The sequence below is a fragment of the Paenibacillus sp. UNC499MF genome, from assembly GCF_900107975.1.
In the GTDB taxonomy this organism is placed as follows: Bacteria; Bacillota; Bacilli; order Paenibacillales; family NBRC-103111; genus Paenibacillus_F.
Map to the genome: position 1 here is coordinate 25,523 of NZ_FNVF01000005.1, position 13,572 is coordinate 39,094.

Sequence of the window (13,572 nt, forward strand, 5' to 3'; positions counted from 1 at the left end):
GGCTTACTAACCTGGAAAGTCCCTGTACAATTGGAAACGGGAGGGGAAAAACAGGATGAAAAAAACTACAAAATTAGCAGGGCTGACCCTCGCGCTTCTGCTGGTCTTTCCTTACGAGGCGATAGCCTACAAGGTTGTCGTCGATCCCGGTCACGGGGGGAAAGATCCGGGAGCCATCGGTGTAAACGGTCTCAATGAAAAAACGGTCAACCTTGACGTTTCCTTGAAGCTCCGCGACGAGCTCAAGAAGAAAGGCGTCGAAGTCGTGATGACCCGGTCGGACGACCGTTATTTGTCCCTTGACGAGAGAGTTCAATTTACAAATGCCCAGAAAGCCGACGTTTTCGTATCCGTGCATGCCAATTCGAATCCGAGCGCTTCCGCGAACGGATCGCAGGTGCTGTATTACGACAGCCGTTATCCCCAGGACGATTATCCCGCCAGCCCGGAAATGGAAGCCCTTACACCCTCTAGCAAGCTGCTGGCTCAGAAGGTGTTAAGCTCCGTTCTGTCCCAAACCGGACTGAAGGATCAAGGGCTGGTGCCGAGCGCGGTTTATGTCGTCCGCAAAGGAAAAATACCGAGTATTCTTGTCGAAACCGGATTTTTGAGCAATAAAAAAGAAGCGGATCTACTGGCCGATCCGGCCTTCCGCACCAAAATGGCAAAAGCGATCGCGGACGGAGTCTACTCCTACCAGCCGCCGGTTTTCCCGGATACGGCCGGGCACTGGGCACGCGAAGCCATCCTGCGCATCAAAGACAAAGGCTGGATGGAAGGCATCGGGAACAGTTTCGAACCTAACCGGGCGCTCACCCGCGCGGAGTTCGTAACCGTGATGGACCGCGTCTTCGGGTTCGATGGCCTGCTAGGAACGGGAAATTCCGTGCCGGCACCGGTTTTCAGCGATTTGAAAACGACCCAGTGGTCCTATCCGGTAATGACGAAAGCCGTCCGCCTCGGACTGCTCGACGGGTACGCGGACCAGACCGTACGCCCCAACCAGTCGATCACCCGCGGCGAGGTATCCGCTATTCTCCAGCGGCTTCGCGAAATGAAAGGCTTTCCTACTTTGACGCCTCCGGCCGGTCAGGACGTTTACTCCGACGTCCCCGCCTCCATGTGGTGTGCGGGCGCGGTCTACACGCTTGCGAAAGCCGGTATCGTCGACGGGACAAGCCCGACGGAATTCAAACCGAACCGATACATAACCCGGGCGGAGATTGCCGTCATGATGGACCGCTACTCCAAGCTCCAGCCCTAAAAACAAACACGGCCCGCAAAATTCGCAGGCCGTGTTTTTGTGTGTATGGAGCGGCGGCTTGAGCCTATGCCGATGCGGCCGTGAGCTGCTGCATCAGCCGCTTCTCGGCGAAGACGTACCGCATCAGCGCCTCCTGGGCTTCCGCCAGAAGCGGGGCGGACGGCGACTTGCCGTACTCGCCGAGCTTCGTGACCGCCTTGGCGAGAGCCGCGTTCATCTCCTCGACCTGCGGCTTGGCCGCGTCGGGAATTCCCGCGGCTACCGCCGGCTGCAGGGCCGCCCACGCCTTGGCGGCGGCGTCGAGCGGCTGCAGCGAGGCCGCGTCGAGCGCGCCCGGCGAAGCCTCCGCCATCTTCGCGGCGGACAAGCTGCCGGCCGTGCCGGCGACCTTCGCGCCCTGCGCGAGATAATCCGCGAGCGGCTGGGCGCTGCCGCTCTTCCAGTACACCTTGCCGACAGCGGGAAGATCGAGCGGCTTCGCGAAGACTTCGATTTTCTTGGCGGCAAGGGCGGCTTTCAGCTTCGCGGCGTCCTCCTTGCTCCCGGCCACTCCGACGTATACCGTCGTCTTCGTGCCGGGTTCGGCTGCCGCCGCGGCGCCTTTGCTCCGCGCGTCGGTGCGTGCGGTCTCCGCGCTCTGCGGCGTGCTGAAGATGCCGTTCTGCAGCACGGTGTAGGAGCGCGCCGGGATGGACGCCGCCGCAGTCGGCCCGCCGGCCGGCGAGACGGCGGCAGGCGCGGAGGCCGCCGGTGCGGAAGCGGCCGGTGCGGCGTCATCCGGCTTCAGCGGCGTGACCGCACCCGGACTCGGCTGAGCCTGGGCGGTCGCAGCCGGACCCGCGTCGATCGTGATCGGCTTCTCCGCACCGCCCGAGAACATGGAAAGGACGAAATAGCCGAAAGCCGCCCCGGTTACCATCGCTCCCGCCACCGATGTAGAGATGCGCAGCAAGCCTCCCCGCCCGGTCCGGGAAACGCGTACGCCCGATTTTTGGGATTCCTCCCAATGAAGTCGGTTGTACGGATCCTCGTAGACAGGCTCCCTGCGGTATGCCGGCGTCTCGTCTTCATAATAGGCGGGCTCTTCCCGGTTCCGGCCCCGCCTCGGATTGTGACCCAAAGGGGGCGATTCCGCAAGCTGCCGTTCATAGTAGTCCCTCTCCCCGGCGCTTCTTCTCTCCCTCATATCCGGCACCGGCACGCCGCCGGGTACGGAACGGGCATGACCGTCATCTTCCCGCTCGTCTTTTTGCGGAGCATACAGGCTGTTATAGCCCGGCGAGGAAGCTGTCCCGTAATCGATAAAGCCGCTGGGATCCTCCGGCCAGCCCATGTTGGACGGCAGGGGATAGCGTTCCCCTCGTCCCCGTTCACCCGCATGGGCCCGCTCCGCTGCCGGTTCTTCCCTAAACCGGTAATCCGTATAATCGTCCGCCTGCTCGGAAGGACCCTCAAAGTCCCTTCTCCCCCTCCCGGCATCTTCGTCTCTGCGTTCCCCGAACGCGGTCCGGTCCAAATCCTCGTATTCCCGTCTTCTTTCTTTTTCTTCCCTGAAACGTTCGTTGATCGTGCTTTCAAAATGGCCCGAGTCTCCCCGGTAACCCGGTTCCGTTTCCCGGATAAGCTTGGCGATCCGTTCTGTCTCGGTATCGTAAGGACTCTGCCAAGTACCGAAATCGGCCGTATACTCATTCAGCCCTTCCCGGTCCGCGGGTGCCTCTTCCGATTCCCTGCGGTTTTGCCGGTTTCGTTTCGCTCTATCCGCCTCCGCGTCTCTCCAAAGCGTTTCCGACACCGAAAACTCTTCTCTCGTCAAAGGTATAATTTTGCCGCCCGATTTATCTTCTTTACGGTTTGTCCGGTCGTTTCCGTCTATACGATAAGAAATTCTCGCTTTATTCATACGGCCCATCTCCTTATCCGCGTTCTGCTATCAGCCTATGAACGGGAACGGAAAAATATGTCCGGGCCCCGGAAATTTTACTAGACTGGAGATTTCCCAAAAGCTGGTATATGGTATACATATACGGTCCATAACGGAGGGAACCCCATCGTGAAGCTTGGTGATACAAGAAAAACTTTGCTGTTTGCAAGTATACTCGCTGTTTTGGGCTTTATCGTTTTTGCGGCCATTCCGGACTCCAATCCATCCACGACTCTGTACGTGTTCAATCCCCACGCTGATTTAACGCGGGAACAGCTGGAACAGCTGAATGGGGCGCGCATTGATATCATTTCTTATAACCCGCCTATGGAAACGTTTAAGATCACGTCGTTCCCCACCTACGTTCTGGTAAAAACCGAAACACAGGAATTAGTAGGGATCACGAACGATTTTGCGGAACTGGCGAAAATGCGAAAGACTATCAAGTAGGCTTTCAAGTTCGCGCCGCGCCTCACGCCGCTTTGGACAAAATGGCGTTACTTGCGGCGGAATAGTAAAGCGGCCATTCTCCTTTTTACGGGCGGACTGACAAATCGGCCCTCTCCCTTCTCGGAACGTCTGATTTCCCCCATAAAAAAACCTCCCGTCAGCGAGAGCTGCGGAAGGTTTCGTACTGCGGCGTGCCGCATGTTTTCGAATTTTACTGCAAAAGATTTCTCAGTTCGCCTCATAGCGGGCGCGAAGCGTTTTCGCGAGACCGTCCGCCGTTTTCCAGATGTCTCCGGCTCCCATCGTAATAACGAGGTCGCCCGGTTTAACGCGGTCCGTCAAATAGACCTCCGCTTCGCCGCGGGTCGGAATGTAGGTGACATTCGGATTGCTGTTCTTGCGGATCAGTTCGACGAGTTTCTCGGAGCTGATGCCTTCGATCTGCTTCTCGCCGGCCGGCGAGTAGATGTCGGTGATCAGCACCTCGTCCGCCTCTTTGAAAGCATGGCTGAACTGTTCGAATAAGTAAAACGTACGCGTATAGCGCTGGGGCTGGAACACCGCGATAAGATGCTTGCCGGTCGCTTTGGCCGCCGAGATTGTCGCCTCGATTTCCGTAGGGTGATGGGCGTAATCGTCGATTACGAGAATATCGTTCACTTCGCCCAGCACCTGAAATCTCCGTTTGGCGCCGCGGAACTCCTCGATCGCCCCGGCGATCTGCTCGAAGGTAAGGCCGGCTTCCAGACACGTGATCAGCGTGGCCATCGCATTGTATACGTTGTGCCGGCCGGGAACCGACAAGCGCACCTTGCCGAGCGTTTCGCCGCCGTGGCGGACGCTGAAGGATACTTTCCGGTCGCCCAGCTCGATATCCGTCGCCACATAGTCGGCATCCCGGTCAATGGCGTAAGTAAGGGTCTCGCTTTTGATCTGCGGAAGCATGCCCCGCAAATATTCGTCGTCAAGACAGATGATCGCCTTGCCGTCTTCTCTCACCTGACTGAGAAACTGGGCATAGGCTTTTTTCAGATTCTCAAAATCTCCGTCATAGTTTTCGAGATGATCCGCCTCGATATTATTCACAAGCGCCAGCGTCGGATGATACTGCAGGAAAGTGCCGTCGCTCTCGTCCGCTTCGGCCACCACATAGTCGCCTTTGCCCGCTTTGGCATTGGAGCCGATGTTCATGATTTCGCCGCCGATGATATACGTCGGATCGGTTCCGCAGCGTTCCATCACAAGCGCGATCATGGAAGAAGTCGTCGTTTTGCCGTGCGCTCCGGCGACCGCGATCCCTTTGCGCTCATTCATCAATCTCGCAAGCATTTGCGAGCGGTGAATGACCGGAATGTTCTGCTCTCCGGCCGCGACCATTTCCACATTGTCCTTGGACAGCGCCGTGGAATAGACCACGAGGTCCGCTCCGTTCACGTTCCCGGCTTCATGCCCGATATAAACGCGGGCACCTTTGGCCCTAAGCTTTTCCGTCAGTTCCTGCTGGGCCAGATCGGAGCCGGACACCTGGTAACCCATTTCCAGCATCACTTTGGCGATCGCACTCATACCGTAGCCGCCGATGCCGATAAAATGTACGTGTTCTGGGGTATTCAATGTCGTTCTCACCATCCTTTTTCAGAGTCGGTCGTGTATAAGAGCCAAGAACGAACATCAGAAATCAAGTAGAGCGTGCCGGATACGACCGCCAGATCATCCTGTCCCGTTCGGTGCTTCAATTGTTCCAGGGCTTTCTTCCAATCCGGTTCCACCACGATATCGATATCCCGGTTCACGTCCAGTTCCCGGAGGGTCTCCCGGGCCCGGTCGGCCAGACGGGACGCACTTTCTTTTTTATGAAAATCCGGTTCCGTAAGGATAAGCGTATCCACCATTGGTAGTATATGCCTGAAATAGCCGGGTTGATTCTTCGTGGACAACATGCCGGCCATCAAATGCAGTTTCTTGTAGGAATACGTGTCTTTCAAAGCTGCGGCCAGTGTCTGCGCCCCTTCGGGGTTATGGGCTCCGTCCAGCAGAATCCGCGGATTATCGGAAACCATCTCAAGGCGGCCGGGCCACTGTGTTTCGCTCATGGCGGCGAAAAGATCTTCGTCGTCCACGATAAGCGCGTTATACTGGCGCAGGACTTCGAGCGTCATTAACGCCGCAGCGGCATTTTTCAGCTGGTGCGCCCCGTTGAGGGAAACCGGCACGTTCTCGATCGAACGGAACGGTCCCGTGAAGTTCAGCTTCTGGCCGTCCAGCTCCGTCGATACGGGCTCGTAAGTAAACTGCTTGCCGAGGAGATAAACGGTCGTGCGTTTGCTTTTCGCATCCCGGATAAACAGTTCCGCAAGCTCAGGCTGTTCCACGGTCGTGACCAGGGGCACGCCGGGCTTAATGATGCCCGCCTTCTCAAGCGCCACCTGTTCCAGCGTATCGCCGAGAATGTCCATATGATCGTGGCCGATGTTCGTGATAACGGAAATGACCGGCGAAACGATGTTAGTGCAGTCAAGCCGGCCGCCGAGCCCCACTTCCAGGACGACATAATCCGGAAACGTGACCGTGCCGAAATACAAGAGCGCCAGCGCCGTGCAAATTTCGAACATCGTCGGGGAACCCAGCTCGGTTTCCGCCATTTCGTCGGCGACCGGCTTCAGCCGGTTCGCCAGGAGCAGCAGAGCCTCTTCTTCAATATCTTGACCGTTATACTGTATACGGTTCGTAAACTTTTCGAGATATGGGGACGTAAAGGTTCCGACATCGTATCCGCTGCGGACAAGAACCTTCGTCAGGAAGGCGCAGGTCGAGCCTTTGCCGTTCGTGCCGCCGACGTGTATAAACTTCAGTCTCCGGTGAGGATGACCGAATTTCTCCATCAGCAGGTCCATTCGTTTGAGCCCCGGTTTGATGCCGACCGGCACGAGACCGGTAATCCAGTTCACTGCTTCGGTGTAAGTCTTGAACGGGGAAGCCGCTTCTGTATGTTGTTCCATGACTATCATCCCTTTGATTGATGTGAATCGCGGTGCTCCCCGCCAAACCGGACGGGTGCACCGCGATATAATGCAGGCTTAGGCTTTCAATTCGGCCAGACGGGCAACGACTTTGTCGCGCTTGTCCGCGTAGTCGGCCATTTTCGCTTTTTCTTCCTCAATGACTTTGGCCGGAGCTTTGGCGATGAAGCCCTCATTGGAAAGCTTCTTCTCGATCCGGGTCACTTCTCCGATGAGCGTCTGCATTTCCTTCTCCAGACGGGCCACTTCCTGGGCAATGTCGATAAGTCCCGCGAGCGGCAGGAATAGCTCCGCTCCCGTCACGACAGCCGTCATCGCCTTATCGGGCGACGCCAAGCCTGCGGAAATGCTCAGCTCCGAAGTGCTGCAGAAACGGCGGAGATACTCTTCGTTGCGGGAAAGAATCGTCTCCACGTCCTGGCCGGAAGGCTTGACGAGCAGCTCGATTTTCTTGCTCATCGGAACGTTCACTTCCGCACGGATGTTGCGCACGGAGCGGATAATGTCCATGAGCAGCTCCATCTCGCGCACTGCCTCCGGCGCTTCGAACTGCGCATCGTACACCGGCCAGGCGGCCAGCGTAATCGTATCGCCTTCGTGCGGCAGATGCTGCCAGATCTCTTCCGAGATGAACGGCATGAACGGGTGAATCAGGCGCTGCGTCCGGTCAAGCACATAGGCCAGCACGGATTTCGTCGTTTTCTTGGCCGCTTCGTCCTCCCCGTACAGGGAGAGCTTGCTGAACTCGATGTACCAGTCGCACAGATCGTCCCAAATGAAGTTGTACAGCAGACGGCCGGTTTCGCCGAATTCGTATTGGTCGATCAGCCGGGTCACATCGCGTGCCGTTTCGTTCAGGCGGTGCAGAATCCAGCGGTCGGCCGTTCCGAGCTTGCCGCTCAGATCGATGTCCGCGGCCGTGAAGCCTTCGAGATTCATCAGCGCAAAGCGCGAAGCGTTCCAAATCTTGTTCGCGAAGTTGCGCGTCTGCTCCACGCGTTCGATACGGAAGCGCAGATCCTGTCCCGGCGTGCTCGAAGTCGAAAGCATATAGCGCATCGCATCCGCGCCGTATTTCTCGATAATTTCCAGAGGATCGACGCCGTTGCCCAGCGATTTGGACATTTTACGGCCTTCCGAGTCGCGGATGAGGCCGTGCAGAAGTACGTCTTTAAACGGAACCTGATCCGTAAATTCCAGACCGCTGAAAATCATGCGGGCGACCCAGAAATAAATAATGTCATAGCCGGTCACAAGCACATTCGTCGGATAGTAGCGCTGCAAATCTTCCGTCTGCTCCGGCCAGCCGAGTGTCGAGAACGGCCACAGCGCGGAGGAGAACCAGGTATCCAGGACATCCTCGTCCTGACGGATATTCTCGCTTCCGCAGTGCCCGCAGGCATGAGCGTCCTGCTGAGCGACGGTCACTTCGCCGCAGTCCGCGCAGTACCAGGCCGGAATGCGGTGTCCCCACCAGAGCTGGCGGGAAATGCACCAGTCGCGTACATTTTCGATCCACTGCAGGTAGATTTTCTCGAAGCGGTCCGGAACGAAATTGACGCCGGTGCCGTTCTTCTGCGCTTCAATGGCGCGCTCGGCAAGCGGCTGCATTTTCACGAACCACTGCGTGGACAAGTAAGGCTCTACGACGGCGCCGCTGCGCTCGCTGTGTCCGACCTGATGCACGTGTTCCTCGATTTTGACGAGGACTCCCTGCTCCTGCAGGTCGGCGACGATTTTCTTGCGGCAGTCCGCACGGTCCAGTCCCTGGTAAGGGCCCGCGTTCGCATTCATCGTGCCGGATTCGTCCATCACGAGAATTTGCGGCAGGTCGTGGCGCTTGCCTACTTCGAAGTCGTTCGGATCATGCGCCGGTGTGATTTTAACCGCGCCGCTGCCGAAATCTTTCTCGACGTACTCGTCGGCGATCACCGGAATTTCACGGCCGACCACCGGCAGCACGAGCATTTTTCCGATCATATGCTTGTAACGCTCGTCTTCCGGATGAACGGCAACGGCCGTATCGCCAAGCATCGTTTCGGGACGGGTAGTCGCTACCGTAATGGAGCCGCTGCCGTCTTTAAGCGGATAAACGAGATGATACAGATTGCCCTGGATTTCTTTGTATTCAACCTCGATGTCGGACAAAGCGGTCCGCGCTTTCGGGTCCCAGTTAATAATGTATTTTCCGCGGTAAATAAGGCCCTTGTTGTACAGGCTCACGAAAACTTCGCGCACGGCTTTGGACAAGCCTTCGTCGAGCGTAAACCGTTCACGGGAATAGTCGAGGGAAAAGCCCATTTTCGCCCACTGCTCGCGGATAGTTTCCGCATAAAGGTCTTTCCATTCCCACACTTTCTCCAGGAACTTCTCCCGTCCGAGGTCGTAGCGGGAAAGCCCTTCTTCGCGCAGCTTCTGCTCCACCTTGGTTTGTGTGGCGATGCCCGCGTGGTCGGAGCCCGGAAGCCAGAGAGCGTCATAGCCCTGCATCCGCTTCGTACGCACCAGAATATCCTGCAGCGTAAAATCGAGCGCATGGCCCAGGTGCAGCATTCCCGTTACGTTCGGCGGCGGGATTACAATCGTATAAGTTTCCGCGTCCGGACGTTGTCCGGCACGGAAATATCCGTTAGAAATCCAGTAGTCGTACCATTTTTTCTCGCTTTGCGAGGGATCGTAGGTTGTCGGCATGGATACCGAGTTTTTATCGCTTGTTTCTGCCATAGTCCATTTCCTCCATTCAAGTACCTTGCGCAGCTGCTCCAGCTAACAAAAAAATCCCTTCGCCGCAAAGGACGAAAGGATGTGCTTCCGTGGTACCACCTTCATTTCACGCCTGCTCCCGATACGAGCGAAACGTGACACTTGAGACGCATATAACGGTGCGGGCCGGTTCACGCTACACTTTTCCGCCTTAAAGCGGATGAGTGCTCACGCAAACAACTCCGGGGCGACTTCGTACGGCCGTTTGTTTCCCTGTGGAACCTTCCAGCGCTGCAATTCCACTCTCTGAAGGGCTCGCCGTCTACTACTCCCCATCCACGTCGATTCAACGTAATGAAAAATGTTTGTAAAGCAAACCGTTAAATTACACTTTATGATAAACCAAACGGACCAAAAACGTCAATCTTTTCAATGCGAAAAGGCTATTACTCATCATATCCATGAAGGCGCCCGCATAAACTGGTAGCGGAAATTTTTATTATCTGAGGGGGATACTCATGCAAAAATGGTGGTGGAAAACCCGGTACACCGTTCGGGGCGTGCTTTTCCCGCTCATCTGCATTCAGTTTGTCCGCACGCTGATCTTTCCCAACGGCCTGGATGTTTTTCTTTTGTTCGTGCTTTTTTTGGCCTATCTCGGGTTTCTTCTGGACGTCTATTAATAATAGTAGGTTTGCGAAAAAAAGACGTAAAAAACCGGCAACGCTGGATGCGTCACCGGCCGTACCTTTTACTTCACGATGGTATCAAGAAGCATGCGGCCTGTCTCCATCTGAATATCGTACTCACGTTGATACTCGTTGATAATGTCGGTGCTGAATCCTTCATTCTGAAGCGTATTCTGGGCACTGCCCACAATATCCCTGAAATCGGACACGCACTGGGCGAAACGCTCGGAAGCTTCCTTATAAAGAGTGGATTTCTGATGCGTTGTCGTGGCCTGTGAAAACTGGATCGCGTAAGAAACGAGATCACGCTGGCACGCCGATTTCAGCGCATTCAGCTTTTGAATCGTTTCTTTGTTGATGGAGTCGTACCGGTCGTCACGGTCCTTGCCGCCGTTGCCGTTACCTTGGCCATTGTTGCCATTGCCATTGCCGTTGCCGTTGTTTCCGTTATTTCCGTTACCGTTGCCCTGGCCATTCCCTTGGCCGTTGTTTCCGTTGTTTCCGTTGTTTCCATTGTTGCCGTTGTTGCCGTTGTTGCCATTGTTGCCGTTGTTTCCTTTATCTTGGCCGTTGCCACCGGTCTGGCTGCCTTTGTCGGCGTCCTTGTCCGGACCTTTGTCCTGGCCGTTTCCGTTATTCTGCCCTTTCCCGTTACCGGAATCCGGAACCGGTGTTGGGACCGGTGTTGGAACTGGTGTCGGGACAGGCTTAGTCTCCGGCTTAGGGATAGGGAACTTCTGATTGCCGCCCGTAAGAATCGGGAGCAGGTATTCATTCAGGAAGCCCCACACGTTATTGGCGAGCTGATCGAAACTCGCACGGGCATTCTGGTTGACCTCCGCTTGCGCATTCGCCTGTCCCGGCTGGAAAGCCGGGGATAACAGGGCCAGCAGCAGTGCGGCCACGAGCGCTTTATTTAACTTTTTCACACTTACACTCTCCTCTTGGCGGGCGTTCTGCCGGAACCAAAGCTTACTCGTTAACGGACTGCCGGTACGATTTGCCTTTGCTCAAGCCGTATTTGCCCGCAATGGCGATCAGCTCGTTATACTCGTCTTCGCTCAGTTTGGCCAGAATAATCGCCTTCGCCTTTTTCTTTTCCTCGCGTGACACACCGTCCTGCATCAGGAGGCTTAGCTGCTTGATGTCGCTTGCCTGCAGCCGTTTCAGCAGTACGGATGTAATTTTCATCCGCTCTGCCCAGGAAATCTCCCCGCGTACGCGCTCGGCCCGGTCCGCCGGTATGGCTGCCGGGTCTTGGGAGCGGGTCTTCGCGCTTCCGCTCCCCCTTACGGCCTCCGCCGGTCCGGACGCTCGGCGCTCTGCCTCACTCGGGGACGGCTTGGCGGACGGCGCCCCAGATGCAGGAGCTTCCCCGCTGCCCGGCGCGGCTTTTACGCCCGGGAAAGCCTCCTGCGGACGGGAGCCGTCCTGCGCGTACGTACCGGGCAAAGCCGGCACCCCGCCGCCCGGAACCGGGCGGCTGCCGGGCGCGTCCCTGCCGGGCACTTCCGATTCGGTGTCCTCCCGCCCTATGCCGGCGGAGGCCGCCGTCCGGATTATCTCATCCGAAATCATGACCGCGGCAAAACTTCCCGCCATTCCCGCTAAAAGAATACCTATCCCCAGCCAAAGGAACAAGCGGCGTCGTTTGTTCATCTCCCGGCCTCCCGCCTTTTAATCCGGTTGCCTGCCCGCCAGAGCCGAATTCCCCCAGGCACCGCCCACACGGCTGCCGCCAGTCCCGCCAAGCCTCCGGCTGTATCCAAGACAACATCCTGTATTGCGCTGGTACGCATTGCTGCAGCCGATTGAACCCATTCATCGCCCGTCGCGAAAGCGATGACATACAGCAAGGAAAAGAGCAGCCGCTTTCCGCGCCGGTTTTCCATAAGAGAAAGAGCCCGGTACGCAAGTGCGGCAAGTACGGCATAAACAACCAGATGAGCTGTTTTACGGAAAATAAATTCGATGAACCGCATCGGATCGGACTGCGCCCGGATAATCGTATGGTGATAGCGCACCGTCACCTGCGGGATGTAGTCATGAATCTCCTCCTTTGTGAAAAGTTTATGCAATAAAGGCTGTATGCTCTGCTCGCGAAACGATTGATGAGACCAATGGAAGACGAGCAGCGTCCACAGCAATACAGGCAAAATCCATAAAAGCTTAGAGCGAGACGGTTTTGGCCGCACTGGCATTTGCGCTTCCGGTTGTGACGGCGGGACGCCCGACGGAATAATAAACGAACTCCCGCTCCTTCATCTCCCGGACGGAGAAACAGTTGCGCCCGTCCACGATAATCGGGGCCGTCAGCAGTTGTTTCACCCGGGCCAGATCCATTTCGACGATTTCGCTCCATTCCGTCAGAATGAGGCAGGCATCGCAGCCTTCCAGCGCTTCTTCAAGCGTCTCGAAATCTTCGTAATACTCGGCGATCTGATTTCGCGCGGCCTGCATCGCGATAGGATCGTAGGCACGTACGGAGGCGCCGAGCCGGACCAGTTCCGGAATAATCGTCAAGGACGGGGCATAGCGCATATCGTCGGTGTTCGGCTTGAAGGCTAGTCCGAGAACACCGATCTTTTTGCCTTCCAGGCAGCCGAGCGCCTGCTTCAATTTGTCCACGACGACGAGCCGCTGTTCGTCGTTGGCTGCGATAACCGATTTCAGCAGAGAGAAATCGAAACCAGCTTCTTCGGCGATATAAGAAAGCGCGAAGGTGTCTTTGGGGAAGCAGCTTCCCCCGTAGCCGATGCCCGCCTGCAGGAATTTAGCGCCGATCCGGCTGTCCAGACCCATACCTGCGGCAACGGAAGTGACGTCGGCGCCGACACGTTCGCAGACGTTGGCGATTCCGTTGATAAAAGAAATCTTGGTGGCCAGAAAAGCGTTGGCGGCATATTTGATCATTTCCGCGCTCTCCAGATTCGTCTGGAAGATGCGGGTGCGGAAAGGGGCGTGAAGATCGGCGATCCGCTTGGCCGCCTTGTCGCTCGTGGCGCCGATAACGGCACGCTCCATGTTCATGCAGTCCTCGATGGCAGATCCTTCCCGTAGAAACTCGGGATTGGAAACGACGTCGAACTGGACGAACCGGTTTTTCCGGTTTTCCATAATAATCTGCCGGACCTGCTCCCCGGTTCCGACGGGAACCGTGCTTTTGTTCACGATAATTTTGTAGCTGTTCAAATGTTGGCCGATCGTACGGGCAACCTCGTGCACATAGCGCATATCGGCTTCGCCGTTTTCGCCCATCGGCGTCCCGACCGCGATGTAAATGATGTCCGACGCTTCGATGGCGTCGCCGATTTCGGAAGTAAAAAACAGACGGTCGGCATCGACGTTTTTCTTCACCAGCTCTTTGAGACCCGGCTCGTAAATCGGAATTTCGCCTTTGCGCAGCATCGCGATTTTGAACGGATCGACGTCGCAGCATATAACCCGGTTGCCGATTTCAGAGAAACAAGTTCCGGAAACAAGCCCTACATAACCACTGCCGACTACTGTAATTTTTTCCAT

Annotated in this window: 11 protein-coding genes; 3 read left to right on the top strand and 8 right to left on the bottom strand. The window is 56.6% G+C overall.

Annotation, left to right across the window (positions count from 1 at the left end; translation table 11 throughout):
* Window positions 1-55 precede the first annotated feature (55 nt).
* On the top strand, window positions 56-1,264 hold the full coding sequence (locus C4S74_RS12635) for an N-acetylmuramoyl-L-alanine amidase (protein WP_103995687.1): 1,209 nt from the start codon (window positions 56-58) through the stop codon (window positions 1,262-1,264).
* Window positions 1,265-1,328: 64 nt separating this feature from the next.
* Here the strand turns inward: C4S74_RS12635 and C4S74_RS12640 are convergent, their stop codons facing one another.
* Complete coding sequence (locus C4S74_RS12640; protein ID WP_103995688.1) at window positions 1,329-3,167, bottom strand: SPOR domain-containing protein; 1,839 nt, start codon at window positions 3,165-3,167, stop codon at window positions 1,329-1,331.
* A 150-nt stretch (window positions 3,168-3,317) separates the two neighbouring features.
* Here C4S74_RS12640 and C4S74_RS12645 point away from each other — a divergent pair, with 150 nt between their 5' ends.
* Window positions 3,318-3,638 (top strand): hypothetical protein, encoded by a 321-nt coding sequence (locus tag C4S74_RS12645; protein WP_103995689.1) that lies wholly within the window; start codon window positions 3,318-3,320, stop codon window positions 3,636-3,638.
* Window positions 3,639-3,866: 228 nt separating this feature from the next.
* Here C4S74_RS12645 and murC read toward each other — a convergent pair whose 3' ends face one another.
* The 3 genes from murC to C4S74_RS12660 all read right to left on the bottom strand — a co-directional run bounded on the left by murC (window position 3,867) and on the right by C4S74_RS12660 (window position 9,382).
* On the bottom strand, window positions 3,867-5,252 hold the full coding sequence (gene murC, locus C4S74_RS12650; RefSeq protein WP_103995690.1) for a UDP-N-acetylmuramate--L-alanine ligase: 1,386 nt from the start codon (window positions 5,250-5,252) through the stop codon (window positions 3,867-3,869).
* 8 nt (window positions 5,253-5,260) lie between these two features.
* On the bottom strand, window positions 5,261-6,637 hold the full coding sequence (locus C4S74_RS12655; protein ID WP_103995691.1) for a folylpolyglutamate synthase/dihydrofolate synthase family protein: 1,377 nt from the start codon (window positions 6,635-6,637) through the stop codon (window positions 5,261-5,263).
* Window positions 6,638-6,715: 78 nt separating this feature from the next.
* Window positions 6,716-9,382, bottom strand: a complete 2,667-nt coding sequence (locus C4S74_RS12660) for a valine--tRNA ligase (RefSeq protein WP_103995692.1) — start codon at window positions 9,380-9,382, stop codon at window positions 6,716-6,718.
* Between the two features lie 497 nt (window positions 9,383-9,879).
* Between C4S74_RS12660 and C4S74_RS26530 the strand changes: the two genes are divergently transcribed.
* Window positions 9,880-10,044 (top strand): hypothetical protein, encoded by a 165-nt coding sequence (locus C4S74_RS26530; protein WP_181024400.1) that lies wholly within the window; start codon window positions 9,880-9,882, stop codon window positions 10,042-10,044.
* A 68-nt stretch (window positions 10,045-10,112) separates the two neighbouring features.
* Here C4S74_RS26530 and C4S74_RS12665 read toward each other — a convergent pair whose 3' ends face one another.
* Genes C4S74_RS12665 through C4S74_RS12680 form a run of 4 tightly spaced genes read right to left on the bottom strand, consistent with a single transcriptional unit; the run spans window position 10,113 to window position 13,572 of the window.
* A complete protein-coding gene (locus C4S74_RS12665; protein ID WP_103995693.1) occupies window positions 10,113-10,979 on the bottom strand; it encodes a hypothetical protein in 867 nt (288 codons plus the stop codon).
* A gap of 43 nt (window positions 10,980-11,022) precedes the next feature.
* On the bottom strand, window positions 11,023-11,709 hold the full coding sequence (locus C4S74_RS12670) for a hypothetical protein (protein WP_103995694.1): 687 nt from the start codon (window positions 11,707-11,709) through the stop codon (window positions 11,023-11,025).
* Window positions 11,706-12,197 carry a VanZ family protein gene (locus C4S74_RS12675; protein WP_103995695.1) on the bottom strand — a complete coding sequence of 164 codons (492 nt, stop codon included), beginning with the start codon at window positions 12,195-12,197 and terminating at the stop codon, window positions 11,706-11,708. Before C4S74_RS12675 ends, C4S74_RS12670 begins: the two co-directional genes overlap by 4 nt.
* A gap of 22 nt (window positions 12,198-12,219) precedes the next feature.
* Window positions 12,220-13,572, bottom strand: a complete 1,353-nt coding sequence (locus C4S74_RS12680; RefSeq protein ID WP_103995696.1) for a UDP-glucose/GDP-mannose dehydrogenase family protein — start codon at window positions 13,570-13,572, stop codon at window positions 12,220-12,222.

Excerpts from the sequence above, each read along its gene's own strand:
- C4S74_RS12655 (WP_103995691.1), bottom strand. The coding sequence starts at position 6,637 with ATGGAACAACATACAGAAGCGGCTTCCCCGTTCAAGACTTACACCGAA.
- C4S74_RS12640 (WP_103995688.1), bottom strand. The coding sequence starts at position 3,167 with ATGAATAAAGCGAGAATTTCTTATCGTATAGACGGAAACGACCGGACA.
- C4S74_RS12670 (WP_103995694.1), bottom strand. The coding sequence starts at position 11,709 with ATGAACAAACGACGCCGCTTGTTCCTTTGGCTGGGGATAGGTATTCTT.
- C4S74_RS26530 (WP_181024400.1), top strand. The coding sequence starts at position 9,880 with ATGCAAAAATGGTGGTGGAAAACCCGGTACACCGTTCGGGGCGTGCTT.
- C4S74_RS12635 (WP_103995687.1), top strand. The coding sequence starts at position 56 with ATGAAAAAAACTACAAAATTAGCAGGGCTGACCCTCGCGCTTCTGCTG.
- C4S74_RS12680 (WP_103995696.1), bottom strand. The coding sequence starts at position 13,572 with ATGGAAAAAATTACAGTAGTCGGCAGTGGTTATGTAGGGCTTGTTTCC.
- C4S74_RS12660 (WP_103995692.1), bottom strand. The coding sequence starts at position 9,382 with ATGGCAGAAACAAGCGATAAAAACTCGGTATCCATGCCGACAACCTAC.